Below are 23,988 nucleotides of genomic sequence, written 5' to 3' on the forward strand. Positions count from 1 at the left end.
CCCCCACTGGGTGGAGGACGCGGACCTGGTGCTTCATACGTCTATGACACCGACCCGCCATGCTCGCCTCGCGGCAAGTGGTCGCTCTAGGCGACTAAGGTTGGGCCCGGGGGCTTGGATCGAGTCGGTGCCGTAACCCAGGCTAACAAAGGTTCGCCGGAAGCGATCCCCCCACCGGCGACCGGTTGAGGGACCACGCCCTTGGCCGCCGACCAACCGGCCCTATGACGGTGACCGGCCCCATGACGGCGACCGGCCCTACGACGACAACCGGCCCCGCGGCGGCCTCACGGCCGGAGCAGCGCCGCGACCCCCTCGGCGTCCGGCTCGTCCCGGTCGGTGGAGATCACCGTCAGCTGCTGCGTCGCACGGGTCAGGGCCACGTAGAGCACCCGCAGGCCGGCCGGGGACTCGTCCGCGATCTCCGCCGGGGAGACGACCACCGTGGCGTCGTACTCCAGGCCCTTCGCCTCCAGGCTGCCCAGCGCGACCGCCCGCTCCCCCAGCTCCGCGAGCCAGCCCGCGGCCTCGGCGCGCCGGTCCATGGCCACGACCACGCCGACGGTGCCGTCCACCTGCTCCAGCAGCCGCCGGGTCTCCTCCACGACCGTGGAGCGCAGGTCCCCTTCCTTGGGGGGCGCCGCCGTGAAGCGCGGCAGCAGGCCCGTGGAGCGCACCGCCGTCGGCGGCTCCGTGCCCGGCGCCGCCAGCTTCAGCACCCGCGAGGCGACCTCGGCGACCTCGGCCGGGTTGCGGTAGTTCACCGTCAGGGTGAACTTGCGCCGCGGCCGCGTGCCCAGCGCCTCGTCGCGCGCGGCGGCCGCCTCCTGCGGGTCGGTCCACGAGGACTGCGCCGGGTCTCCGACCACCGTCCACGTGCCGCCCCGGCCGCGGCGGCCGACCATCCGCCACTGCATCGGCGTCAGGTCCTGCGCCTCGTCGACGATGACGTGCGCGTACTCGGTGCGCTCCGCCGCGAGCCGCTCGGCCCGCTCCCACTGGGTCTCCTCGCGGGTCGGCATCAGCTCCTCCAGCCCGCTGAGCTGATCGAGCGGATCCATCTGCCGCTTCTTCTTGGGCCGCGCGGGCGCGCCCAGCAGCTGATGGAGCTCGTCCAGCAGCGCCACGTCGTGCACCGACAGGGCGCCCTTGCCGTCCGGGCCCACCCGGCGCAGGGAGCGCGCCACCTGACGGGTCTCGCGCGGGTTCAGGTCCCGGCGCGACCAGCGCGACAGGCGCCGCTCGTCGGCCATGGAGGCCAGCACCCCGCGCGGGGTCAGCTCGGGCCACCAGGCGTTCAGGAAGTCGATGAACGCGTCCTCCGTCGAGATGTCCTCGTCGAAGGCGGAGCGCAGCTCGGCCGCGAGCTCCGGGTCGCTGTGCCGGCCCGCCCCGCCGGACTTGGAGTACAGCGCGTCGAGCAGGAGCTTGCGGGCGCGCGGGCGCAGCAGGTTGACCGGGGCCGTGCCGGACAGGACGTTCTGCCGGATCCGGTCGAGGTCGGGGGCCTCCAGCTCCTGGCGGCGCCCGAAGGCCACCACGCGCAGCCGGTCGGGGGCGGGTGCCCCGCCGGGACCGCCGAACTCCAGGGCGCCCCGTACGGCCTTGCGCAGCACCTTGAGCATCCGGGACGAGCCCTTGACGCGTGCCGTGGACGGGTCGTCGTACGTGGTCGCCTCGGCCCCGTCGACGAGCGAGCCGAGCGCCCGGATGGCGACCTGGCCCTCCTCGCCGAGGGAGGGCAGGACGCCCTCGGTGTAGGCGACCAGGAGCGGGGTCGGGGAGACGATCAGGATGCCGCCGGAGTAGCGCCGGCGGTCCTGGTAGAGCAGGTAGGCGGCGCGGTGCAGGGCGACGGCGGTCTTGCCGGTGCCCGGTCCGCCCGCGACCTCGGCGACCGAGGCGGCGGGCGCCCGGATGACGAGGTCCTGCTCGGCCTGGATGGAGGAGACGATGTCGCGCATCGAGTGGGTACGGGCCCGCCCGAGGGCGGCCATCAGGGCGCCGTCGCCGATGACGGGCAGCTCGCCCCCGTCGAGGAAGGCGGTCACCTCGGGGCGCATCAGGTCGTCCTCGACGCCGAGCACCTTGCGGCCCTTGGAGCGGATGACCCGGCGGCGCACGACGCGGCCGGGGTCCTTGGGGGTGGAGCGGTAGAACGGCGCGGCCGCGGGGGCGCGCCAGTCGATGACGAGCGGCGCGTAGTCGGAGTCGAGGACCCCGATGCGGCCGATGTGGAGCGTCTCGGCGATATCGGCCGTGAGGTCGGTGCGGATCGCGTCGTCGGCGGGCTCGACGGAGGTGAAGGCGCCGTCGGGGCCCCGCTCCCCGTCCTTGCCGAGGACCAGGTCGATGCGGCCGAACAGGAAGTCCTCGAACTCGTTGTTGAGACGGTTGAGGTGAATCCCGGCGCGGAACACCTGCGCGTCCCGTTCCGCGAGGGCGCCGGGCGTGCCGACCTGGCCACGCTTGGCGGCGTCGTTCATCAGGAACTCCGCCTCGTGGATCTTCTCCTCAAGGCGTCGGTACACGTGATCGAGATGCGTCTGCTCGACCGCGATCTCCCGATCGCGGACGGAATCCGCCGTGCTGTCGACAGCGGCATTCTGCGCGGCCACCAAGGCCCCTTTCTGACGTGCATGGGCAGCCGTCAACCGTACGCGAAGGGGCCCGTGTGCGCACGCCCCTTCCGGGACGGCTCGCGGATCAGGACGAAGATCACGCCCGGCGGGGGTCGCGGTCGGGGTCAGCCGGGGCGGGATTCGAGGACGCGCCGCCGGTGGCGGGCGACGCGTTCGCGGTTGCCGCAGAGCTCGCTGGAGCACCAGCGGCGGCGGTGTCCGCGCGAGGTGTCGAGGTAGACGCGGGCGCAGCCGTCGCCCTCGCAGGCGCGCAGCAGCTCCCGCTCGCCGGGGTCGGTGAGCAGTTCGACGGCGTCCCGGGCCACGGCGGCGAGCAGTCCGGCGCATTCGACGCCGCCGCACAACTCGCGTACGAGGTGCCCTTCTTGGTCCTGTACGGCACACAGTCCCGGGGGTGCACCGGCGGCCGCCGCGTTGACCCGGGCCAGTGCGGCCCCGGGCGGCGCGGCTCCGGCCAGCTCGGCCCGTACGAGGCTCTCGACGTCGGCGCGCAGCACCTGGAAGGCCCGCACCCAGTCGTCCCCGACGCGGCCGAGCGGCGTCCGGTCGGGCACCAGCCCGGTTCCGGTGAGCCACAGCCGCAGCCCGTCACCGTCCCGGATGCCCTCGGTCTTCGCGAGAGGCGCAAACGTAGCCACCAGGTCCAGGCAGACCCGCCCGGAGTCGAACCACATGCCCGTCACCGCCTCCCTGTCGGGGCGTGCCCCCAGAATGCCCGTGCGGGGCGCCGACCGGAACCCTGTCGGCACAGGCCATTCCCGCCCGGATGTATGGAACATCCGCTAGCCTTATATGGAGCCGATACTCCATCCCTTGGGAGGGCCCCATGTCAGCCACCCAGATCGATCTCGACGACGAGGCCCTTGCCGAGGCCATGCAGCTGTCGGGCGCACGGACGAAGAAGGAGACCGTGAACCTGGCGCTGCGCGAGTATGTCGAGCGCCGCCGTCGCACCGAGGCCCGGCTCCGCCACTTCCAGGCGGCCCAGGAGTGGGACGAAGAGAGCTTCTGGCGTCAGCACGCCGCGGAAAAGGGCGCCGCCTGACGTGCTCCGCTACCTGATCGACTCGACGGCCGTCTGGCGTCTGCAGTGCGACCGGTCCCTCAACGAGGCCTGGGCGCACGAGATCGACGAGGGCAACGTCGGCTCCTGTCGCCCCCAGCGCACGGAGTTCCGGAGGTCCGCGCGGAACCTCGACGAGTACGAGGCCATGACGGACATGCTGGCCGACCTCTACCCGGAGGTGCCCGTTCCCAAGAACGCCTGGCAGTGGATCGAGACCGCGCAGTACCGCCTGGCCCAGCGCGGCCGCCACCAGAGCCTGTCCGTCGTCGACTGGCTCATCTGCGCGACGGCGGCCCACCACGGGCTCATCGTCCTCCACGACGACAAGGACTTCGCAGCCGCGGCGGGTCTGCTCCCGGAGGTCCAGGAGCACAACGTGCACCGGGTGCCCCGCTGACCCGGGGCCGCCGGAGCACACCCGGACGCCGCCCTCAGTCCGCGCAGGCGCCCGCGTCCAGCGACAGCCGGTAGCCGCGCTTGACGACGGTCTGGATGAGGTTCGGGACGCCCAGGGCCACGCGCAGGCGGGCCATCGCCGTTTCCACCGCGTGCTCGTCGCGGCCCGCGCCGGGGAGGGCGCGCAGGAGTTCGGAGCGGGCCACGACCCAGCCCGGGCGCCGGGACAGGGCCCTGAGCAGGGCCATGCCGGCGGGCGGGACGGGGCGCAGCTCGGCGTCGACGAGGACCGCGTGGCCGCGCAGCTCCAGCCGGTGTCCGGCCACCGGGAGCACGCGGGCCCGGCCCGGGAGTTCCTGGCACAGGAGTTGCACGAGGGGTCCGAGCCGGAAGCGCTCGGGCTGCACCGTGGTCACGCCTTCCGCCTGGAGCGGCAGGGCCGTCACCGGCCCGACGCACGCGGAGAGGACCGACCCGCCGGTCAGGGCCCCGATCACGGATTCCCGTAGGCCCCGCTCCGCGGCCCGCGTCAGCAGCGAGGCCGCCGCCGGGGCGGAGGTGAAGCTCACGGCGTCCACCGCTCCGGCGGTCACCGCGTCGATCAGCCGGTCCAGCGGCCCGAGGTCCTCCGGCGGCATCCAGCGGTAGACGGGTACGCCGACCACCTCGGCGCCGCCCGCCCGCAGGGCCTCGATGAACCCGGGCAGCGGTTCCCCGTGCAGCTGGAGCGCGATGCGCCGGCCGGCCACCCCGGCCGTGAGCAGCCGGTCCAGTACCTCGGCGAGCGATTCCGAGTGCGGGGACCAGGTCTCCACGAGCCCGGCGGCCCGGATCGCGCCCTTCACCTTCGGTCCGCGCGCCAGCAGTTCGGTATCCCGAAGCCGTCCGAGCAGTTCCTCGCCGAGCCCCCACCCGTCGGCGGCCTCGATCCAGCCGCGGAAGCCGATGGCGGTGGTCGCCACCACCACGTCGGGCGCGCAGCCGATGAGTTCCTTGGTGGCGGACAGCAGTTCGGCGTCGTCGGCGAGCGGCACGATCCGCAGGGCGGGGGCGTGCAGCACGGTGGCCCCGCGGCGGCGCAGCAGGGCGATGAGCTCGTCGGCGCGCCGGGCGGCGGTGACCCCGACGGTGAAGCCGGCGAGCGGGCCGGCCGGAGGACTGGTGGGCGGACCAGTGGGCGGACCGGTGGGGGTGTCCTGGTCGTGCATGGTGACCTGCCTCGCGCAGTGGTCGGGTCCGGTGTCGGGGTCCGATATCGGGGTCCGGTGTCGCGGTCGCGTAGTCGTGACGCTCGCGTGAACCGAGCCTGCCCTGGGGGCGTATCAGGCTCGGTTCACGCGTATTTCGGTGCCGTTAACCGGCGTGTGCTCGCCGTTACACCGAGGTGAGCTGCGGCTTCGCCTCCGCACCGGCCGTGGGGATCATCACCTGGGCGGGCCGGCGAAGGTATACCGCCCAGGTGACGGCGCAGCACACCGCGTAGAAGCCGAGGAAGGTCACGAAGGCCGCCGTGCCCGAGCCGGAGGTCAGGAAGGCCTCCCGGAAGACCAGGTTGATGCCGAGCCCGCCGAGCGCGCCGACCGCGCCGATGAGTCCCATGGAGGCGCCGGACAGCCGCCGCCCGTACGCGGCCGCGTCCTCGCCGCTCATCCCGCGGGCCAGCGCCTTCGCCTGGAAGATGCCGGGGATCATCTTGTAGGTGGAGCCGTTGCCGAGCCCGCTGAGGACGAACAGCCCCACGAAGCCGATCAGGAACACCGGCAGGGATTCCCGTACGGAGGCCAGGATCACCACTCCGGTCGCCGCCGCCATCGCCACGAAGGTGCCCAGGGTGATCCGGGCGCCGCCGAAGCGGTCCGCGAGGGCTCCGCCGACCGGCCTGATGAGCGAGCCGAGCAGCGGTCCGATGAAGGTGAGCGAGGCCGCCTGGAGCGGGGTGCGGCCGAACTGCGTCTGGAGCACCAGCCCGAAGGCGAAGCTGTAGCCGATGAAGGAGCCGAAGGTGCCGATGTACAGGAACGCCATGATCCAGGTGTGCCCGTCACGGGCCGCGTCGCGGACGGCTCCGGTGTCGTTGCGGACGGGCGCCAGGTTGTCCATCCGCACGGCGGCCAGCACCGCGGCGATCACGATCAGCGGGATGTAGGCGCCGAGCAGCAGCCGCGGGTGGCCGGCTCCGGCCGTACCGATGACCAGCAGGGCGACGAGCTGGACGACCGGGACGCCGATGTTGCCGCCGCCCGCGTTGAGGCCGAGCGCCCAGCCCTTCTTGCGCAGCGGGAAGAAGGCGTTGATGTTCGTCATCGACGAGGCGAAGTTGCCGCCGCCGACCCCGGTCAGCGCGGCCACCAGCAGGAAGGTGTTGTACGAGGTCCCGGGCTCCATCACCAGCCAGGCGGCGACCGTCGGCGCGAGCAGCAGCAGGGCGCTGACGACCGTCCAGTTGCGGCCGCCGAAGCGGGCCACGGCGAAGGTGTACGGGACGCGGACCAGGGCGCCCACGCAGGTGGCGGTGGCGATGAGGAAGAACTTCCCGGCGGGGTCGATCCCGTACTGCGGGCCCATGAAGAGCACCATCACGGACCACAGGGACCAGATCGAGAACCCGATGTGCTCGGAGAGCACGGAGTAGATCAGGTTGCGGCGGGCGGTCTTCTCACCCGTTTCCCGCCAGAAGGTCTCGTCCTCGGGGTCCCACCGCTCGATCCAGCGGCCACCCTTGCGCGGTGCGGTCGTACTGGTCATCACACGCCTCCACAGCTGCTGCGATCACGTCGCGCTCGTCGGGCCTAGTCCGGCTCGTCGCGTCCCGTCCGTGGTGACGACCGTAGGAAGGGCTCGTTTCGGCCCCGGTCCCCGCTGGATGACCGGCGGGAAACCTTGCACTCACCCACCGCCCGGGGCGGGTGTGAGCGCGGGCAGCCAGCTGTCCGGGGGCACCTCCAGCCAGCCGCGCCCGGCCCCGAGCTCCGCGGCGGCGCGGCGCAGCGCGTCGAGCCCGGGATGGCTCGAACCCTTCCGCCACACCATGGAGAGCGGCGACAGCGGCACCGGGGCGGTCAGCGGACGTTTGACGCAGCCGGGCATGTCGACGAAGCCCACCGTGGCGAGGACCGGACGGCCCGTCTTGACCATGACCCGGCGGAACTCCTCCTTGCCCACCGCCACCGGCGCGGGCGGCGCCGGCTCGATGCCCCGCCCGGCGAACAGCTCGCGCGCCAGCCCGGTCCACTCCAGGGTCCGCGGGTTCCCGGCCCCGGTGTACACCGTCTCGCCGCGCAGCGCGTCCAGCGGTACGGCGTCCAGCGCGGCCAGCGCGTGCCCCTCGGGCAGCAGCACCGCGAGCGGCTCGTACCGTACGGGCGTGCGCGCGAGGCGGGCCCGCAGCGCCGGGTCGAGGCCGTCGGCGTACCCGAAGGAGACGTCGAGGCGGCCCGCGGCGATCTCGGCGGCGGCGTGGGTGAGCCCGGACTCGAAGCGGGCCATCAGCTCGCAGTCGGGGGCGAGTTCGCGGGCCCGCTCCAGGACGCTGCGGGCGGTGCCGGGGCCGTCGGTGTTGAGGTCGACGAGCAGCGGGCGGGGCCCCGCGAACACCCCGGCCAGCTCCTCGTGGGCGCGCAGCACGCCCCGGGCCAGGGGCAGCAGCCGCTCCCCGTCCGGGGTCAGCTCGACGGCGCGGGTGGTGCGGACGAACAGGGCCGCGCCCAGGGTCTGCTCGAGCCGGCGCACGTCCCGGCTCAGGGCCTGCTGGGCCACGTAGAGCCGGGCGGCGGCACGGGTGAAGTGCAGCTCCTCGGCGACGGCGAGGAAGGCGCGCAGCAGGCGGGGTTCCACGTCTCGGGGCGTCACCTGCGGAGACTAACAACCCCGGCCGCATTCACAACACGGAGCGGTGAATCACTCCCGAACAGGTGTTGGACCGCCGACGGGGCCCGGCCCGAGCCTTGACCCATGCCCACCACCCCGCCGCCCGCCGGCCCGGCCGCTGCCGGCCCGGCCGCCACCACCCCGCCGTCTGCCGGCCCGTCGCCCGTCACCCCTGCCGCGGTCCGGGCGGCCGCCCCGGGCGCTGCCGCCGCGCCGTCGGCCGCCGCCCCGGGCGCCGTCGCGATCGCCGCCGCCCCGCCGGTCGCCCCGCCGGTCGCCCGGTCCGGCGGCGCCGTCCGCCGTGCCGCCCCGGCCGCGCGCGGCCCGCTCATGGCCGTCTCCGGCACCACGCTGGTGCTCGCCGCCGCCCCGGCGCGGCAGGAGCACCCGGCCCGCGCGGCGCGGCCGACCCGCGCCCCGGGCCCGTACCGGCGGCTCTTCGCGCTCCCCGGCACCCGCGGGTTCACCGCCGGGAACCTCGTCGCCCGGCTCCCCATGGGCATGTTCGGCGTCAGCGCCGTCATGATGATCGCCGGGCAGCGCGGCTCCTACGCCCTCGCCGGCGCCGTCGTGGCGGTGGGCCTGGCCGCCACCGCCTTCGTGGCGCCCTGGACGGCCCGGCTGGTCGACCGGCACGGGCAGGCCCGGGTCGCCGTGCCCGCCTCCCTGATCGCGGTCCTCGGCTCGCTCTCCCTGATCGCGTGCGTCCGTACCGGGGCCCCCGCGTGGACCCTCTTCGCCTCCTACGCCGCCACCGCGACCACCCCCAACATCGGCGGCATGTCCCGCGCCCGCTGGACCCACCTGCTGCAGGACGACCCGGCCTCCCGGCACACCGCGATGTCCTTCGAGCAGGCCGCGGACGAACTGGCGTACATGCTCGGACCGGTGGTCGCCGCCTTCCTGTGCACCGCCGCCTTCCCGGAGGCGGGCACGCTCGCCGGGGCCGTACTGCTCCTCACCGGGATGCTGGTCTTCACGGCCCACCGCGCCACCGAACCCCCGCCCGCGCCCGCGGTCCGGGGACCCTCCCCGCTCCGCGCCCTGGGAGGACTGCTGCCGCTCTTCCTCGCCCTCGGCGCGATGTTCGGCTCCATGGAGATCACCTCCATCGCCCATCTCGGCGCCCACGGCCTCGGCGCGCTCTCGGGCCCCGTCCTCGCCCTCCAGGCGGCCGGCTCCTTCGCGGCCGGCCTGCTCTACGGCACCCTGCGCCCGCGCACGCTCCCCGCCTGCCTGGGCGTCCTGGCGGCCGCCATGGCCCTGCCCTGGGCGGCGGCGGCCACCGGCTCCCTGCTCGCCCTGTCCGCGGCCCTGCTGCTGGCCGGCATGGCCACGGCCCCGGTCATGGTCACCGCGATGTCCCGGGTGCACGCCGTGACCCCGCCGGGCCGCCTCAACGAGGGCATGACCCTCGCCGTCACCGCCCTCTTCGCAGGCATCGCGGCGGGCTCCGCGACGGCCGGCTCCGCGATCGACCACTGGGGCACGACGGCCCCGTACGCCCTCCCGGCGGCGGGGGCGCTGCTCGCGCTCCTTCTGGGTGGCATGGGGCTGGTACCGGCCTCCTCCCGTACAAGACTGGTCCGGTAGTCACGTACCGCCAAGAATGGAGTGACGCCATGTCCATCAGCGCCGGCGAGGCCCGAGCGACCCTCTTCACACTCATCGAGCGCGTCAACACCGACCACACTCCGGTGCGCATCACGTCCAAGAGCGGCGACGCCGTCCTCATGGCCGCCGACGACTACGACTCCTGGCAGGAGACCGTCCACCTCCTCCGGTCGCCGGAGAACGCGAAGCGCCTGATGGAAGCGGTCGCCCGCGACCGCGAGGGCGCAACCACCGTCGCCAGGACACTGGACGAGCTGAAGGAGATGACCGGGGGCGAGGAGTGAGGAGCGTCCACATCGACCCCGCGGCCTGGGACGACTTCCTCTTCTGGCTCGCGTCGGACCGGAAGATGGCCCGCAGGATCACCCGCCTCATCGGCGAAATCCAGCGCGACCCGTTCGGCGGGATCGGCAAACCCGAACCCCTGAAGGGCGAGCTCTCGGGCTACTGGTCCCGCCGGATCGACGACGAACACCGGCTCGTCTGCCGAGCCGCACATCGGGGTCGGACCAGCACCGCGCCCCCGCGGGCGGTCGCGGGGTCGCGGTGTCTGCAGAGGGTCCGTCAGCCGGTGGGCTGGCAGATCGTGTAGACGCGGACGCCGGTGTCTCCGGCGCCGGCGGGGTTCTTCAGCCACACCTGCCAACGGTTGGCATCGGTGTTCGGGTGCGAGGTCAGCAGGTTCGCGTCCGAGGGGGTGGCGAGCCGTATCTGGACCGCCGACGGCTCCTGGGCCCGTGTCGCCGCGGGCACCACCCACCAGGCCGGCCCCGGAACCTGTGGGACCAGGCGGAGACGGCCCACCAGGTCTGGGAGGAGCACGACGGCCCCAGCCGGGACCGCTTCGGCCTCACTCTCACCGCCGACGGCCAGACCCTGTGGGTGGATACTCCGGACCAGCCCCTCCGGGCCTTCTCGATCACGACCCACCCACACAGGGCAGCAGAAAGCCCCCGCACCATGGAAGGTGCGGGGGCTTTCTGCTGCCCGCTGGTTTCAACGCGCCAGAGAGGGCGTCTCCGAGCCGTCCACTTCCGGGTGCGCGCCCCCTGCAATCGCCTCCACCGTGACGATGACCGTGCGGGGCACCAGCTCGACTGCGTTGTACCGGCGGAGCAGCGCCTCCACCAGGGCGGTCATGGAGGCCGTGTGGCCGCTCTTGCGGGCGACAGCCGCCGCCTTCCTGCGCCCGTCCGCCTGCCCCCAAACTGCTTCGGTGACACGGGAGTTCTTCGTGGCACGGCCGCCACGAGCGCGGGCGCTCTCCACGGCCGACCGGCCCCGCGCCAAAGCACGCACTGCCTCCTTCCGAACGTACGTATACGTGCACCGCGACCAAGTCGCCGCCCGTCACGGATTCGGCATATGGGACGTGGACGGACTCCGGCAGGAAGCGGCCAGCGCCGCCCGGGAGTTGCGTGGCCCGGACATGCCGGGGCCCGTGCTGGATCCGGACTGCACGTGTCCGGTCCTGACCGGCCCACGCACCGCCACCAGCCGCGTTGTGACCTGCGGTACTCGACCGCCTGACCCGTCCCATATCGCGGGCGTCCTCTACCGACTTGTACGGGACGCCCGCACAATCCCTGAGCGCGACACCCCCCGAAAGGCCACCATGACCGACCACGACCAACCGACAGGTGCAGACATGACCCCGGACGCACCAATCCCGATGAGCAAGCCGGGTACCCCGCCCCAGCCGCAGCGCCCTCCGCAGGCCCCTGCCCAGCCGCCCCAGCCGCAACCGCAGGTCCCGCCCCAGCAGCAGCCGCAGCAGTACACCCAGGGTGGCCCTGGCCAGCCGTATCACGCGCAGTACAGCCAGCAGCAGTACCCGCAGCAGCAGTACGGGCAGCCCATGTCCCCGCAACAGCATTACGGACAGCCCATGTACGGCCAGCCGCCCGCGCCGATCATCATCAACAACAGCGCGGCGTCCTCGGCGTCCGCCGCCGCCTACGGGGGCGGGTACCGCAGGCCCTACCAGAGTCAGTCATGCATGGTGCACGCGCTCCTGTTCATGTTCACGGCGGGAATCGGGAACGTGATCTACGCGATATCCGTGTCTAACGCGAACAGCCGGAACGGCTACTAGTCCCGTTGCTAACCCTCCACGGCGGCCCGCACCCGATGGTGCGGGCCGCCCGCATTGACCACACCCAACGAACCGCGAGGGGTCCCACCGTGACCGAGCAGTACCCCCAACAGCCCGACCGGCACACGTTCCCTCCCGCCATGCCGCCCCAGCCCCCCACCATTCCGCCGGCTCCCACCCCGAAGGGCCGCCTGTACGCCATCGCCGGCGCCGGAGCGGTCCTCATGGCCGGCACCGGCGCCCTGGCCGGCTACCTCGCCGCACCCCGAACCATCGTCGCCGAGGACGCCGGACCCCAGGTCACGATCACCGTCACGGCCAGCGTTGACCGAATATCCCCGGCCTTGCCCGCCGACACCTCGGCCGCCCCGACGCCGAGCGCGTCGCCCGAGGCGATCGCGGCGCCGACGCCGTCCCCGGAGTGCACGTCCTTCAAGGAGCTCACCGATCGCGACTTCAAGCTGATGGTCAAGGAATTCGGCGCTCACTACGGCGAGTGCTACAAGGTCCACGGATACGTCACCCAGTCCGACTCCTCTACCGGGGCGGCGAGCGTCCGGGCGAACGCGTGCGGCGAGAAGCACCAGCCGCAGTACGGGTTCATCTCCGACTGCGACACGAACTCGTTCTTCACCGACACGACCACGGACAGTAAGACCGGCATCAAGAACATCGTGGACGGCGACGCGTTCACGGCGAACGTGAGAGTGGCGATGCCCATCACCTACTCCACCACCATGGGCGGATCCCTCACCGCGCCGGCCTTCACCCTGTTCAAGATCACCAAGTACGCGGACGTCAAGTAGGCCCCCGCCACGGGTCGTTCACACGGCTCGGGCTCCGAGATCGAGATGAGCATCACCGTGAAGACGAACAAGGCGATCCCCATCGCCATCCTGGCGGCCGGCGCACTGCTCACCGGATGCGGCGGCAGAACGGCCGAGCGGTCGGCATCATGGTCGGCATCCAAGAGCCCGACCTGACGGCCGCACAGAAGAAGTGCGCCGACCAGGAGACGTACGGCCGTCACTACGCCGCCTACCTATGGGCGAGCTGGCGCGCCGGCCGTCTCCTCGGCGTGAGCCAGGGCCACAACGCATGAGCCACGCGGATACCAGTACGGGACCGGACAGGACTCCGGGTTCCCGGCGGATTCCGTGCAGGAGAGGTGCTGGCGGTCGACGTTCTGTTCGCAGGGTGGCATGACGTACCCGTGCACGTGCCCAGCGTGAAGCGGCGGCCTGCCCGGGAGCTGCCAGCGTTTGAGCGGGGGTACCAGGGAATTCGGAGCGACCCCCGAAGGCCAGCACCAGCCCCGTGCGGTCGCCGCCAGCACACCCGCATCCGACCCGCCCGCCGGCCAACAGCCACCCGTATTCGACCTCAGCCGACGAACGGCAACCCCGACGGCGGAGGCTTGCCCCACCGGCGAGCGAGGTGCCCGCGCCACCCACCAGCCCCTCCCGGATGGCGTCTGAGTGTCGGATCGAGGACCGATGCAGTGGGGCACCCGGGGAACACGAACCGGCGGTCGGCCGGGTGCGCCGGTCTGGACCTGCGGCGGCAGGGAACCCCGGGCGCCCCCGCACACGAAAAAGCCCCCGGCCTGCGAGAGATCTCGCGAGCCGGGGGCTTTTCCAACATGGGGTGGTGGAGATGGCGGGAATCGAACCCGCGTCCAACGGTGCAGAAGTAGGGCTTCTCCGAGCGCATTCCGCTGCGCTTTTCTCAGCCCCGGAGATCACACGGACAAGTCTCCGACGGGCTCAGTCACTGTTTGATTTCCCTCTATCCCCCGTGACCGGAGTTAGAGGTTTAGATCCCTAATTGACGCCAGGATCCGGACCGGGACCACTTCCGGGCTGACGCTCCTCACAGAGGCTTCAGCTCACTGTTATTAGGCAGCGAGGGTGAAGCGGGAGTTATCGCTCTTGGAGTTGGCGATTATTGTTTGCGACATATGGTTAACGAGATCATTGCCGCTTTCTCGGCTCGCTTCCCCTACATCGACATCCGCTGTCGAAACCGATCATCCCCATGTTTCACGCTGTTCAGTTATGAAATCCAGCGGGCGCTCTCCATGCGTCCCGCTCGACCGGCACCACCCGCAAGCGCGTGGTGCTGACCCCATGGTACGCGAAGTGGACCACGGTGTGCCAGGAGGTTAAAGCTGGCCGCGCTCCTTGCGCTTGACGGCCGAGATCACCCGGTTCGTCTCGCGCGTGTCCTGCTTCTCGCGCAGCGACTGCCGCTTGTCGTACTCCTTCTTGCCCTTCGCCAGCGCGATCTCGATCTTCGCCCGGCCGTCCTTGAAGTACAGGGCGAGCGGCACGATCGTGTTGCCCGTCTCCCCCGTCTTCGAGTCCAGCTTGTCGATCTCCTCGCGGTGCAGGAGCAGCTTGCGCTTGCGCCGCGCGCTGTGGTTGGTCCAGGTGCCCTGGCTGTACTCCGGCACGTGCACGTTGTAGAGCCACGCCTCGCCGCTCTCCACCGACACGAAGCCGTCCACCAGCGAGGCACGGCCCTGGCGCAGGGACTTGACCTCGGTGCCCGTGAGCACGAGACCGCACTCGTAGGTGTCGATGATCGTGTAGTCGTGCCGCGCCTTCTTGTTCTGGGCGATCAGCTTGCGCCCTGTTTCCTTAGCCATAGTGCGGTCATTTTCGCACTACGGACCCACCCCGATGCCACTCAATACCGTGCGGGCCCGTTCCTCGACCCCGTCCGCCGCCGCCAGGTCCGGGGTGATGCCCGCACCGTCCAGGCTGCGGCCCGCCGGAGTGCGGTACGTACCCACCGTCAGCTCCGCCACCGATCCGTCCGGCAGCTCCGTGGGCATCTGCACGGAGCCCTTGCCGAAGGTGCGCGTACCGACCGCCACCGCACGGCCGCGGTCCTGGAGGGCTCCGGTGACCAGCTCGGCCGCGCTCATCGTGCCGCCGTCGATCAGCGCCACCAGGGGCCGGGCCGTATCGCCGCCCGGGGTCGCGTAGAGGGCGCGCTGTGCACCGCGTACGTCGTACGTCGCCACCAGCCCGCCGTCCAGGAAGGCGGAGGCGGCCGTCACAGCCTCGGTGACCAGGCCGCCGGTGTTGCCGCGCAGGTCGAGCATGACCCCGCCGCCGGGCGGAGCCGCGCGGACCGCCGAGCGGACCCGGTCGCCGGAACCCCGGGTGAAGGAGGCGACCTTGATGACCGTGATCCCGCCGGGCAGTTCCCGTACCGTCACCGGCTCGCTGCGCAGCTGTTCGCGCCGCACGGTCTCCGTGCGGTCGGTGCCGCCGCGCGTCAGCTTCAGGACCACGGGGGTGCCGGCCTCGCCGCGCAGCAGGGCCACCACCTCGGCCACCTCGAGCCCGGTCACGCCCTGCCCGTCGATGCTGAGCAGCCGGTCCCCGGCGCGCATCCCGGCCCGCGCCGCGGGGCTGCCGGGCTGGACCCGGTCGATCTCGATGCGGCCGTCGCGCAGCCGCCCGGCCCACAGGCCGACGCCCGTCCAGCGGCCGTCCAGGTCGTCGGAGAAGGCCTCGTACTCCCCCTGGTCGTACACCGCGCCCCAGCGGTCCCCGCTGCGGCTGACGACCTCCTGGGCCGCCGACTTCCCGGACTTGCCCTCTGCGACGGCCTCGGCGGCCGCCCGGGCCACCGCGTCACGGTCGGCGGTGCCCGCCTCGCGGTGCGCCCGTGCCGGCGCCCGCGGCCCGGGCGGGGCCCCGGTCGCGGTCCCGGGTGCGGAGGGCTCCGTACCCGCCGCCAGGGCGGCGGGGCCCGCGGACCTGCCGGGGTCGGGGTGGTCCCAGCTCCCGGTGAAGGCGCCGGTACCCACGGCGGCGAGGAAGACCAACGTCAAAACGGCCCCGCGACGCACGTCGCGGGGCCGGAGACAGAAGGCGGGCAGTCCCGGCATGGCGCCGAGTCTAGGACAAGGCCCGCGGCGGTACGGGTGGTTGGCCGTACCGCTCGCGGGGCGCTCGTCACACCTTCAGGTACTTGCGCAACGCGATGAAGGCGGCCAGCGAGGGCATCAGCACGCCGATCGCGAGCACCAGCGGCAGCTTGGTCAGGACCGAGTCCCAGCCGATGAAGTTGATGAGCTCCATCTTGTCGCGCAGCGCGGCACCGTGGTCGATCACGAAGTACTGGCCGGCGCCGAGCATCCCGCAGGCGAGCAGCGCGCCGATGAGGCCGGCGAAGGCCGCCTCCATGATGAACGGCACCTGGATGTAGAAGCTGGAAGCGCCCACCAGGCGCATGATCCCGGTTTCGCGCCGACGGCTGAAGGCCGAGACGCGCACCGTGTTGACGATCAGCAGCAGGGCCACCACCAGCATGATCAGCATGATGCCGAGCGCGGCGATGTTGAGGTAGCCGAGGAGTCTGAAGAGGTTGTCCAGCACGGTGCGCTGGTCCTCCACCGACTGGACTCCGTCACGCCCGGAGAAGGAGGTCGTGATGACCTTGTACTTCTCCGGCTGCTTGAGCTTCACCCGGAAGGACTCGGGCATCTGGTCCGGGGTGATGGACGCGGCCAGGGCGGTGTGCCCGAACTGCTCCTTGTAGTGCTTGAAGGCCTCGTCGGAGGACTCGTAGGTGACGGCCTCGACGAGGTCCATGCCCTTGAGCTCGGTCTCCAGGGCCTGCTTCTGCTCCGGGGTCACCGCGCCCTTGGAGCAGGAGGCCCCGTTGGTCGCCTCGGCATCGCTCTTGTTGCAGAGGTAGATGGAGACGTTGACCTTGTCGTACCAGTACCCCTTCATCTTGCTCACCTGGTCGCGCATGAGCAGGGACCCGCCGAACAGGGCCAGCGACAGGGACACGGAGATGATGACCGCGAAGGTCATGGTCAGATTGCGGCGGAGACCGACACCGATCTCCGACATGACGAACTGGGCGCGCATCGCGTCTCAGGAGCCTTTCAGTGCTGGTAGCCGTAGACGCCGCGCGACTGGTCGCGGACGAGACGGCCCTGCTCGAGTTCGATGACGCGCTTGCGCATCTGGTCGACGATCTGCTGGTCGTGGGTCGCCATGATCACGGTGGTGCCGGTCCGGTTGATCCGGTCCAGCAGCTTCATGATGCCGACGGAGGTCTGGGGGTCCAGGTTGCCGGTGGGCTCGTCCGCGATCAGCAGCGCCGGCCGGTTGACGAAGGCACGGGCGATGGCCACGCGCTGCTGCTCACCGCCGGAGAGCTCGCCGGGCATCCGGTCCTCTTTGCCGCCGAGGCCGACGAGTTCCAGTACCTGGGGAACGGCCTTCTTGATCTCGCCGCGCGGTCTGCCGATGACCTCCTGGGCGAAGGCCACGTTGTCGGCCACCGACTTGTTGGGCAGCAGGCGGAAGTCCTGGAAGACGGTCCCCAGCTGGCGCCGCATCTGCGGAACCTTCCAGTTGGAGAGCTTGGCGAGGTCCTTGCCCAGGACGTGCACCTGGCCGTGGCTCGCCCGCTCCTCGCGCAGGATGAGCCGCATGAAGGTGGACTTGCCGGAGCCGGAGGAGCCGACCAGGAAGACGAACTCGCCCTTCGCAATGTCCAGAGAGACATCTCTGAGTGCGGGGCGGCTCTGCTTCGGGTAGGACTTGGAGACGTTGTCGAATCGGATCACGGGTGCACCACGGTCGCCGGGAGTAGGTGTGCGTGACCATACGCGAACGGGCGCGAGGTGTGGACCCGGTGTCCGGGGTTGCCCGATATATCCCCTGGTCCGAGAGGTGCTCGACCGCGATTGCCCGGAGGGGCCGCGCCGAATGTCATCGAAGCTGGCACAGTGGGAGGGGGAACGGACCGGTTCCCGCGACCGTTGTAACCGAGGGGACGAAAGGAGGAGCGCATGACATATGACCGGCTCGTGTGCGCGAACTGCGCCGGACCCGTCAACCAGGGCCGCTGCCGGGTGTGCCGGGCGAACCGGGGGCGCCTCCAGCGGGAGGACCCCTTCTCCGGCGGTCTGAACCCGGTGGCGCTCATCGCGCTGCTGGTGATCCTGGTGGCCGCGCTGGCACTGGTGGCTCAGCAGACGGCGTAGTTCCTCAGCCGCCACGTCCCGATCAGACTCACGCATACGGAAGGGCCCGGACACCTTTACGGCGTCCGGGCCCTTCCGACTGCTCTGACCAGCGTTTTCGTACTACGCGGTCTGCTCCTGCTGCTTGCGCCAGCGGATCCCGGCCTCCAGGAAGCCGTCGATCTCGCCGTCGAGCACCGCCTGCGGGTTGCCGACCTCGAACTCCGTCCGGAGGTCCTTGACCATCTGGTACGGGTGCAGGACGTAGGAGCGCATCTGGTTGCCCCAGGAGCTTCCGCCGTCCTTGAGGGCGTCCATCTTGTCCTTCTCCTCCTGGCGGCGCCGCTCGAGCAGCTTGGCCTGGAGGACGTTCATCGCGCTGGCCTTGTTCTGGATCTGCGAGCGCTCGTTCTGGCAGGAGACCACGATGCCGGTCGGCAGGTGCGTGATGCGCACCGCGGAGTCGGTCGTGTTGACGCCCTGGCCGCCGGGGCCCGAGGCGCGGTACACGTCCACGCGCAGCTCGCCCTCGTCGATCTCGACGTGGTCGCTGGACTCGACGACCGGCAGCACCTCGACGCCCGCGAAGGAGGTCTGGCGGCGGCCCTGGTTGTCGAAGGGCGAGATCCGGACGAGGCGGTGCGTGCCCTGCTCGACGGAGAGGGTGCCGTAGGCGTACGGAGCCTTGACCACGAAGGTGGTCGACTTGATGCCGGCCTCTTCCGCGTACGAGGTCTCGTAGATCTCGGTCGGGTAGCCGTGGCGCTCGGCCCAGCGCAGGTACATGCGCTGGAGGCGCTCGGCGAAGTCGGAGGCGTCCACGCCGCCGGCCTCGGCCCGGATGTTGACCAGCGCCTCGCGCTCGGCGTACTCGCCGGAGAGCAGGGTGCGGACCTCCATCTCGTCCAGCGCCTTGCGCACGGAGACCAGCTCGGTCTCGGCCTCGGCGAGGGTGTCCGCGTCGTCCATCTCCTGGGCGAGGTCGAACAGCACCGCCAGGTCGTCGATGCGCCCGCGCAGGTTCTCGGTCTTGCGGACCTCCGCCTGGAGGTGCGAAAGCTTGCTCGTGATCTTCTGGGCGGCCTCCGGGTCGTCCCACAGGGACGGCGCGGCGGCCTGCTCCTCGAGCACGGCGATTTCTGCCCTCAGCTTGTCGAGGTCCAGGACGGCCTCGATCGACCCCATGGTCGAGGAGAGGGACTTCAGCTCTTCGGAAACATCGACGACTGCCACGGGTCCAGCGTAGCCGGTCCCCGGGGGCCGCTCTCCGGCCAGGCCGAATCACCCGTTCTAATGGCGGGTCGCACGGGCGTACGCTCACGTTATGACCGTCTTCCTCGTCAAGCGCCGCCATGTGGACCACATGCGTGTCACGACGACGAGCTGTCCGCCGCCGGCCCACACCCAAGCCTGATCCACCCCGATCCGACTTGGTCCTGTACGCGGCCTCGCGGTCCCGGCGACAACCCTGCCGGCGGCCCTCCCCAGCCGCGGCCCCCGCCACCCCTGGGGACAGGACCCCGTGACATCCCGAAACGGAGCCGTCATGCCGTCCGCGCACCCTTCTGCCTCTCCTGCCTCTTCTCCTTCCTCCCCTTCTTCTCCTTCTCTTTCCCCCTCGCTTCCGGTCCTGGACCTGTCCCACGCGGACGATCCGGAGCTGCGCGATTCCTTCCGCAAGGAACTGCACGCGGCCGCCCGGGACAGCGGCTTCCTGCACCTCACCGGGCACGGGGTCACCGCCGCCGAGACAGCCCGCATCCTGGAGCTGACCAGGGCGTTCTTCGCCCTCCCGGAGGCGGACCGGCTGGCCATGAGCAACCTGAACTCCCCCCACTTCCGGGGCTACACCCGCATCGGACACGAGCTGACCGGCGGCGCCTCCGACTGGCGGGACCAGCTCGACGTGGGCGCGGAGCGGGCGGCGCCGGGGGTCGGACCGGACGACCCGGCGTACCTGTGGCTGGAGGGCCCCAACCAGTGGCCGGCGGCGCTGCCGGAACTGCGGGACGTGGTGCTGGAGTGGCAGTCCCGTCTGGCGGTGGTGGCCCACCGCCTGCTCCAGGAGCTGCTCGCCTCGATCGGCGCCCCGCCCGACTTCTTCGACGCGGCCTTCGCGGACCGGCCCCACCTGCACACGAAGCTGATCCGCTACCCGGGATCCGCCCCGACGGGCACCGACCAGGGGGTCGGGGCGCACAAGGACTACGGCTTCCTCACCCTCCTCCTCCAGGACTCGGTGGGCGGGCTCCAGGTGGTCCGGGACGGGGCCTTCCTCGACGTCCCCCCGCTGCCGGGGGCCTTCGTGGTCAACCTGGGCGAGCTGCTGGAGATCGCCACGGAGGGGTACCTGACGGCGACGGACCACCGCGTGGTTAGCCCGGCGGGGGCCGTGGAGCGGTTCTCGGTGCCGTTCTTCTACAACCCGCGCCTGGACGCCGTCATCGAGACGGTCCCGGGCGACTACCTGGACGCGGCGCCCGGGATAGCGCACGACGCGTCGAACCCGCTGCACGCGGAGTACGGCCGCAACGAACTGAAGGGCTGGGTCCGCGCGCACCCCGCGGTGGCGCGGCGCTGGCACCCCGAGCTGGTCGGCGGCGCGTAGCCGCGCAGCTCACCGGGGCGGCCCCGACCCGGCATAGCCGCGCAGCTCCAGCGGGGCCGGCCCCGACCCACCGTGGCCGCGCAGCCCTGCGGGGCCGTCACCTACCCGCCCTTCCACCGTTCCCCGGGCTCCGCCCGGACCCGTTGCCGCGTGCGGCGCCGTTCCCGGGGGCCAGCCCCCGGACCCCCGCTCCTCAAACGCCGGAGGGGCTGGATATTGCCTGGTCGGGACTGCATTGCCCGGAGGGGCTGGATTTTGCCCGCAGGGCAATTCCAGCCCCTCCGGCGTTTGAGGAGCGGGGTCCGGGGCGGAGCCCCGGGGAACGGGCGAAGGGCGGGTAGGGGACTTCGCCCCGCAGGGCCGAGCCACCCGCGCCCCCGGCTACGGGGCCGTAGAGCCCGACTGCTTGCTGTCCTGGGGCGGCGGCGCCGAGTCGGAGGAGACGGCCAGCCAGCTGCCGACACCGACGGCCGCAGCCAGGGCGACGGCGGCAGCCGAGAGCGCGAGCCGCCGCTTGCGGACGGTCTCCGCCCGGTGCCGCGCGGACCCGGGCCGGTGCCCGCCGGCGGGACGCGGAACCCGGGCCGTGCCCAGCGCCCCGCCCGCCAGCTCGTCCGGCCCCGGCACCCGCATCGAGGTGTGGGTGTCCCGGTTGGAGTCGGTGGAGGAGCCGGGGACCAGCGGAACCACACCCCGCCGCCGCACCGGATCGGCGGTGGCGGCCTCCGGTTCCGGGAAGTCCGCCTGCTCCGGCTCGTCCGGCTCGTCCACGTCCAGCGGCGGCATCCCCGCCAGCAGCGGCAGCAGGTCCCGCAGCCGCAGGGAGAGCTCCGAGGCGCGCAGCCGCGAGGCGGGGGCCTTCGCCAGGCACTGGACCATCAGCTGCCACAGCTCGTCGGGGATGCCGGGCAGCGGGACGACGGTCTCCGTCACGTGGCGCCGCAGCACCGCCCCGGGATGCCCGCCGCCGAACGGCGTGAAGCCGGCGAGGAGTTCGTAGAGCACGGTGGCCAGCGCGTAGATGTCCACCGCCGCGCGCGGCGGCAGGCCCTCCACTATCTCCGGTGCCAGGTAGTCGGGCGTGCCGATGATCCGGGTGGTCGGGGCCGAGGCCCGTCCGCCGGTGGCCCGCCGGGGGGAATCGATGAGCTTGGCCACGCCGAAGTCGGTGAGCAGCGCCGGATGCGCGCCGCCCGGGCCGAGCGGGCCCTGCATGTCGAGCAGGACGTTCTCCGGCTTCACGTCCCGGTGCACGACCCCGGCCGCGTGCGCCGCGGCCAGCGCGTCGGCGACGTCCGCGACGATGGCGACGGCCGCCTCGGGGGCGAGCCGCCGCTCGCGGTCGAGGCGGGTGCGCAGGTCCGTACCGCGGACGAGGTCCATGACGAGGGCGAGGTCGTTGCCGTCCACGACGAGGTCGCGGACGCAGACGACGTGCGGGTGCTCCAGGCCCAGGAGAGCGCTGCGCTCCTGGACGAACCGTCCTACGAGTTCCTGGTCCGACGCGAGGTCCTCGCGCAGCAGTTTGACGGCGACGGGGCCCTCAGGCCCCTCGCCCAGCCACACCGTGCCCGCGCTGCCGCGCCCCAGGATCTGGTGCGCGGTGTACCGGCTGCCGATCTTCCGTGCCACAACTGCTCCCTCAGCGGCTGGCCTACGCACCAAAGCTACGCGGCCAGGTGGGTGTTGGAGTCCACGGATCGCGGCGACCTTCACTTCTGCGGGCGAAATCACGTCCCAGAAGTCGACAAATCCACGAAGTCACCGGCACAAGGCCCGGTTCGGGCCGTTTGTGCCGGTACAGCGCGCACAGTCGGGGCGGGAAGACTCAGGAGCCCGTACCGCCCGTGGAGTTGCCGAGCTCGGTGACCCAGTCCACGGCGTCCGAGCCCCAGGTCCACACCTGGTCCCACCAGCCGCGGCCGGTACCGATCCACTCCTGGAGCGGGGTCAACTCCCAGACCAGCCAGCCCGCGACGAAGAACACCAAGATCATCACCAGGCAGCCCTTGAGGCAGCCCAGACCCGGGATCTTCACCGGGTTCGCACTGCGGCGGCGCGGCTCGCGGGGCTCCCGCTGCGGCGGCTGCTGACGCGGCGGCGGCCCCTGAGGGGGCTGCTGCTGGGGCGGCGGCTGGGGCTGGCGGTACTGGGGCTGCTGCTGAGGCTGCTGGTACTGCTGAGGGTGCTGCTGTTGCGGCTGGTAGTGCTGCGGCGGGGGCTGCGGCGCGTACTGCTGCTGCGGGTACTGCTGGGGCTGCTGGTACTGCTGCTGCGGCGGCGGGGCCTGCCGGTACGGCTGCTGCTGCGGAGGCTGCTGCGGAGGCTGCTGCGGTCGCTGGGGCTGCTGCTGGGGCCGCTGAGGCTGCTGCTGCTGAGGCGGGCCCTGGCGCTGCGGCCGGCGGCGCAGGGGATCCTCACTCGGGTCCAGGTACTGGATCTGCGTCTGCTCGTTGCGGTCGCGGGCGGCCTGCATCTGCGACTGCCACGGGTGCGGCTGGTCCGGCCGCTGCACGGGCGGCATCACGGAGGTCGGGTCGGCGCCGGGCGCCCCCGTGCTCGGGAGCACGGACGTGGCGTCGGCCGCGCCGATCGGCGGCATCACGCTGGTCATGGCGTTGGGGTCGTAGGCGCCCATCGGGGAAGCTCCGGCGGACCCGCCGGGCAGCATCTGCGTGGCATCCGCGGCGCCCGGGGTCTCGGGGACCGGCGCGGGAGAGGGGTCGGGCGCGAGGAGCGCGCCGACGCCGAGGGCGGCCTCGACCTCGGCGGCCGTGGAGTGCACGCCGATGCCGGAGGCGACGACGCGCAGGCCGCGCGCCAGGGTCTCCGCGCTCGGGCGCTCGGTGGGCTCCTTTCGCATGCAGCGCTCGATGACCGTCCACAGCGGCTCGGGCACGTTCGGCGGGCGCTGCGGGTCCTCGCTGAGGTGGCGGTGCAGGACCTCCAGCGCGGTGCCGCCGGCGAAGGGCGGCCGGCCGGTGAGCAGCTCGTAGAGCAGGATGCCGGCGCCGTAGATGTCGACGGCGGAGGTCTGCGGGCGGCCCTCCGCGGACTCCGGGGCGACGTAGGCCGGGGTGCCGACGAACTCGTGCGTGCGGGTCAGGCCCGGGGAGTCGGCCAGGCGCGCGATGCCGAAGTCGGTGAGCATCGGCTTCATCTGGCCGTCACGCTCGTCGACCAGGACGTTGGCGGGCTTCAGGTCGCGGTGGACCACGCCGTCGGCGTGGCTGGCGGCGAGCGCGTCCGCGATCTGCGCGGTGAGCAGGCTCGCGGCGACCGGGGTGAAGGGGCCGTTCTCGCGCAGGTACCGGTGCAGGTCCGGGCCGTCGATGAGGTCCATGACGAGGGCGAGGAGATCGCCCTCGACGACGAGGTCGCGGGTGCGGACGATGTTGGGGTGGGTCAGGCGCAGCAGGACGGAGCGCTCGCGCAGGAAGCGCATGACGATGTCCGGGTCCTGGGCCAGCTCCTCCTTGAGGACCTTGATGGCCACGGTCTCGCCGGGGTGGCCGGCCACGGCCGCCTCCGCACCCGCCGCCTCACGCTGGCGGGCGCGCCAGACGGTGCCCGTGGCGCCGCGCCCGAGCGGCTCCTCGAGCAGGTACTTGCTGCCGACTGGCCGCACGTCGCGCGCTCCCTGCTGTCGTCGATTCCGGCGAGTGATCCGCGTACGGTCCGCGCTCGGTCCACGCT

The 23,988-nt window shown here is 72.1% G+C and carries 24 protein-coding genes and 1 other RNA gene; 10 read left to right on the forward strand and 15 right to left on the reverse strand.

Annotated features, from left to right (window positions below; genetic code table 11):
• Positions 1 to 287: 287 nt before the first annotated feature.
• On the reverse strand, positions 288 to 2,618 hold the full coding sequence (locus ACODT5_RS32690; RefSeq protein ID WP_422522717.1) for a HelD family protein: 2,331 nt from the start codon (positions 2,616 to 2,618) through the stop codon (positions 288 to 290).
• A 128-nt stretch (positions 2,619 to 2,746) separates the two neighbouring features.
• Entirely contained in the window at positions 2,747 to 3,316 is a 570-nt protein-coding gene (locus ACODT5_RS32695) for a CGNR zinc finger domain-containing protein (RefSeq protein WP_422522718.1), read from the reverse strand.
• A gap of 152 nt (positions 3,317 to 3,468) precedes the next feature.
• Here ACODT5_RS32695 and ACODT5_RS32700 point away from each other — a divergent pair, with 152 nt between their 5' ends.
• Together ACODT5_RS32700 and ACODT5_RS32705 are read left to right on the forward strand one after the other, a co-directional pair.
• Complete coding sequence (locus tag ACODT5_RS32700; RefSeq protein ID WP_422522719.1) at positions 3,469 to 3,687, forward strand: type II toxin-antitoxin system VapB family antitoxin; 219 nt, start codon at positions 3,469 to 3,471, stop codon at positions 3,685 to 3,687.
• Position 3,688: 1 nt separating this feature from the next.
• Positions 3,689 to 4,105 (forward strand): PIN domain-containing protein, encoded by a 417-nt coding sequence (locus tag ACODT5_RS32705; RefSeq protein ID WP_422522720.1) that lies wholly within the window; start codon positions 3,689 to 3,691, stop codon positions 4,103 to 4,105.
• A 34-nt stretch (positions 4,106 to 4,139) separates the two neighbouring features.
• Here the strand turns inward: ACODT5_RS32705 and ACODT5_RS32710 are convergent, their stop codons facing one another.
• The 3 genes from ACODT5_RS32710 to ACODT5_RS32720 form a co-directional block, all read right to left on the reverse strand.
• Complete coding sequence (locus ACODT5_RS32710; protein ID WP_422522721.1) at positions 4,140 to 5,312, reverse strand: uroporphyrinogen-III synthase; 1,173 nt, start codon at positions 5,310 to 5,312, stop codon at positions 4,140 to 4,142.
• A gap of 166 nt (positions 5,313 to 5,478) precedes the next feature.
• Positions 5,479 to 6,849: a nitrate/nitrite transporter gene (locus ACODT5_RS32715; RefSeq protein WP_385376810.1), complete on the reverse strand. Its 1,371-nt coding sequence runs from the start codon at positions 6,847 to 6,849 to the stop codon at positions 5,479 to 5,481.
• A 141-nt stretch (positions 6,850 to 6,990) separates the two neighbouring features.
• Positions 6,991 to 7,953, reverse strand: a complete 963-nt coding sequence (locus ACODT5_RS32720; RefSeq protein ID WP_422522722.1) for a LysR family transcriptional regulator — start codon at positions 7,951 to 7,953, stop codon at positions 6,991 to 6,993.
• 348 nt (positions 7,954 to 8,301) lie between these two features.
• Between ACODT5_RS32720 and ACODT5_RS32725 the strand changes: the two genes are divergently transcribed.
• Genes ACODT5_RS32725 through ACODT5_RS32735 form a run of 3 tightly spaced genes read left to right on the forward strand, consistent with a single transcriptional unit; the run spans position 8,302 to position 10,177 of the window.
• Positions 8,302 to 9,564: an MFS transporter gene (locus tag ACODT5_RS32725; RefSeq protein WP_422525112.1), complete on the forward strand. Its 1,263-nt coding sequence runs from the start codon at positions 8,302 to 8,304 to the stop codon at positions 9,562 to 9,564.
• Between the two features lie 29 nt (positions 9,565 to 9,593).
• Complete coding sequence (locus ACODT5_RS32730; RefSeq protein WP_422522723.1) at positions 9,594 to 9,869, forward strand: type II toxin-antitoxin system Phd/YefM family antitoxin; 276 nt, start codon at positions 9,594 to 9,596, stop codon at positions 9,867 to 9,869.
• Entirely contained in the window at positions 9,866 to 10,177 is a 312-nt protein-coding gene (locus tag ACODT5_RS32735) for a Txe/YoeB family addiction module toxin (protein WP_422522724.1), read from the forward strand. Before ACODT5_RS32730 ends, ACODT5_RS32735 begins: the two co-directional genes overlap by 4 nt.
• Here the strand turns inward: ACODT5_RS32735 and ACODT5_RS32740 are convergent.
• Entirely contained in the window at positions 10,150 to 10,407 is a 258-nt protein-coding gene (locus tag ACODT5_RS32740; RefSeq protein ID WP_422522725.1) for a hypothetical protein, read from the reverse strand. The genes ACODT5_RS32735 and ACODT5_RS32740 overlap by 28 nt on opposite strands.
• A gap of 174 nt (positions 10,408 to 10,581) precedes the next feature.
• The gene (locus tag ACODT5_RS32745) at positions 10,582 to 10,884 is read right to left on the reverse strand and encodes a hypothetical protein (protein WP_422522726.1); all 303 of its coding nucleotides are present in this window, start codon (positions 10,882 to 10,884) and stop codon (positions 10,582 to 10,584) included.
• A 349-nt stretch (positions 10,885 to 11,233) separates the two neighbouring features.
• On the opposite strand from ACODT5_RS32745, the gene ACODT5_RS32750 reads away from it, so the two are divergent.
• The 3 genes from ACODT5_RS32750 to ACODT5_RS32760 all read left to right on the forward strand — a co-directional run bounded on the left by ACODT5_RS32750 (position 11,234) and on the right by ACODT5_RS32760 (position 12,782).
• A complete protein-coding gene (locus ACODT5_RS32750) occupies positions 11,234 to 11,680 on the forward strand; it encodes a hypothetical protein (protein ID WP_422522727.1) in 447 nt (148 codons plus the stop codon).
• An 89-nt stretch (positions 11,681 to 11,769) separates the two neighbouring features.
• Positions 11,770 to 12,486 (forward strand): hypothetical protein, encoded by a 717-nt coding sequence (locus ACODT5_RS32755; RefSeq protein WP_422522728.1) that lies wholly within the window; start codon positions 11,770 to 11,772, stop codon positions 12,484 to 12,486.
• A 116-nt stretch (positions 12,487 to 12,602) separates the two neighbouring features.
• Positions 12,603 to 12,782: a hypothetical protein gene (locus ACODT5_RS32760; protein ID WP_422522729.1), complete on the forward strand. Its 180-nt coding sequence runs from the start codon at positions 12,603 to 12,605 to the stop codon at positions 12,780 to 12,782.
• A gap of 546 nt (positions 12,783 to 13,328) precedes the next feature.
• Here the strand turns inward: ACODT5_RS32760 and ssrA are convergent.
• From ssrA to ftsE, 5 genes are all read right to left on the reverse strand, one after another.
• Positions 13,329 to 13,717: a transfer-messenger RNA gene (gene ssrA / locus ACODT5_RS32765) on the reverse strand.
• A 127-nt stretch (positions 13,718 to 13,844) separates the two neighbouring features.
• A complete protein-coding gene (smpB, locus tag ACODT5_RS32770) occupies positions 13,845 to 14,330 on the reverse strand; it encodes an SsrA-binding protein SmpB (protein ID WP_266908355.1) in 486 nt (161 codons plus the stop codon).
• 18 nt (positions 14,331 to 14,348) lie between these two features.
• Complete coding sequence (locus ACODT5_RS32775) at positions 14,349 to 15,587, reverse strand: S41 family peptidase (RefSeq protein WP_422522730.1); 1,239 nt, start codon at positions 15,585 to 15,587, stop codon at positions 14,349 to 14,351.
• 67 nt (positions 15,588 to 15,654) lie between these two features.
• Positions 15,655 to 16,578, reverse strand: coding sequence for a permease-like cell division protein FtsX (ftsX, locus tag ACODT5_RS32780; RefSeq protein WP_422522731.1), 924 nt, complete (start codon positions 16,576 to 16,578; stop codon positions 15,655 to 15,657).
• A 17-nt stretch (positions 16,579 to 16,595) separates the two neighbouring features.
• Complete coding sequence (gene ftsE / locus ACODT5_RS32785) at positions 16,596 to 17,285, reverse strand: cell division ATP-binding protein FtsE (RefSeq protein ID WP_243337359.1); 690 nt, start codon at positions 17,283 to 17,285, stop codon at positions 16,596 to 16,598.
• A 225-nt stretch (positions 17,286 to 17,510) separates the two neighbouring features.
• Between ftsE and ACODT5_RS32790 the strand changes: the two genes are divergently transcribed.
• Positions 17,511 to 17,705: a hypothetical protein gene (locus ACODT5_RS32790; RefSeq protein WP_422522732.1), complete on the forward strand. Its 195-nt coding sequence runs from the start codon at positions 17,511 to 17,513 to the stop codon at positions 17,703 to 17,705.
• A gap of 102 nt (positions 17,706 to 17,807) precedes the next feature.
• Here ACODT5_RS32790 and prfB read toward each other — a convergent pair whose 3' ends face one another.
• Positions 17,808 to 18,917 carry a peptide chain release factor 2 gene (gene prfB, locus ACODT5_RS32795; protein ID WP_389434878.1) on the reverse strand — a complete coding sequence of 370 codons (1,110 nt, stop codon included), beginning with the start codon at positions 18,915 to 18,917 and terminating at the stop codon, positions 17,808 to 17,810.
• 313 nt (positions 18,918 to 19,230) lie between these two features.
• On the opposite strand from prfB, the gene ACODT5_RS32800 reads away from it, so the two are divergent.
• Positions 19,231 to 20,292 (forward strand): isopenicillin N synthase family dioxygenase, encoded by a 1,062-nt coding sequence (locus ACODT5_RS32800; protein ID WP_422522733.1) that lies wholly within the window; start codon positions 19,231 to 19,233, stop codon positions 20,290 to 20,292.
• 381 nt (positions 20,293 to 20,673) lie between these two features.
• Here the strand turns inward: ACODT5_RS32800 and ACODT5_RS32805 are convergent, their stop codons facing one another.
• Positions 20,674 to 21,924: a serine/threonine-protein kinase gene (locus tag ACODT5_RS32805; RefSeq protein ID WP_422522734.1), complete on the reverse strand. Its 1,251-nt coding sequence runs from the start codon at positions 21,922 to 21,924 to the stop codon at positions 20,674 to 20,676.
• A 196-nt stretch (positions 21,925 to 22,120) separates the two neighbouring features.
• Positions 22,121 to 23,920: a serine/threonine-protein kinase gene (locus ACODT5_RS32810; protein WP_422522735.1), complete on the reverse strand. Its 1,800-nt coding sequence runs from the start codon at positions 23,918 to 23,920 to the stop codon at positions 22,121 to 22,123.
• Positions 23,921 to 23,988: the final 68 nt, after the last annotated feature.

It is taken from the genome of Streptomyces tatrensis (genome assembly GCF_049310065.1).
Classification (GTDB): domain Bacteria; phylum Actinomycetota; class Actinomycetes; order Streptomycetales; family Streptomycetaceae; genus Streptomyces.

What these genes read in the sequence shown, in the direction of transcription:
- ACODT5_RS32695 (WP_422522718.1), bottom strand. Translation starts at nt 3,316, where the DNA reads ATGTGGTTCGACTCCGGGCGGGTCTGCCTGGACCTGGTGGCTACGTTT.
- ACODT5_RS32700 (WP_422522719.1), top strand. Translation starts at nt 3,469, where the DNA reads ATGTCAGCCACCCAGATCGATCTCGACGACGAGGCCCTTGCCGAGGCC.
- ACODT5_RS32710 (WP_422522721.1), bottom strand. Translation starts at nt 5,312, where the DNA reads ATGCACGACCAGGACACCCCCACCGGTCCGCCCACTGGTCCGCCCACC.
- ACODT5_RS32715 (WP_385376810.1), bottom strand. Translation starts at nt 6,849, where the DNA reads ATGACCAGTACGACCGCACCGCGCAAGGGTGGCCGCTGGATCGAGCGG.
- ACODT5_RS32725 (WP_422525112.1), top strand. Translation starts at nt 8,302, where the DNA reads ATGGCCGTCTCCGGCACCACGCTGGTGCTCGCCGCCGCCCCGGCGCGG.
- ACODT5_RS32730 (WP_422522723.1), top strand. Translation starts at nt 9,594, where the DNA reads ATGTCCATCAGCGCCGGCGAGGCCCGAGCGACCCTCTTCACACTCATC.
- ACODT5_RS32750 (WP_422522727.1), top strand. Translation starts at nt 11,234, where the DNA reads ATGACCCCGGACGCACCAATCCCGATGAGCAAGCCGGGTACCCCGCCC.
- ACODT5_RS32760 (WP_422522729.1), top strand. Translation starts at nt 12,603, where the DNA reads ATGCGGCGGCAGAACGGCCGAGCGGTCGGCATCATGGTCGGCATCCAA.
- smpB (WP_266908355.1), bottom strand. Translation starts at nt 14,330, where the DNA reads ATGGCTAAGGAAACAGGGCGCAAGCTGATCGCCCAGAACAAGAAGGCG.
- ACODT5_RS32775 (WP_422522730.1), bottom strand. Translation starts at nt 15,587, where the DNA reads ATGCCGGGACTGCCCGCCTTCTGTCTCCGGCCCCGCGACGTGCGTCGC.
- ftsX (WP_422522731.1), bottom strand. Translation starts at nt 16,578, where the DNA reads ATGCGCGCCCAGTTCGTCATGTCGGAGATCGGTGTCGGTCTCCGCCGC.
- ACODT5_RS32790 (WP_422522732.1), top strand. Translation starts at nt 17,511, where the DNA reads ATGACATATGACCGGCTCGTGTGCGCGAACTGCGCCGGACCCGTCAAC.
- ACODT5_RS32800 (WP_422522733.1), top strand. Translation starts at nt 19,231, where the DNA reads ATGCCGTCCGCGCACCCTTCTGCCTCTCCTGCCTCTTCTCCTTCCTCC.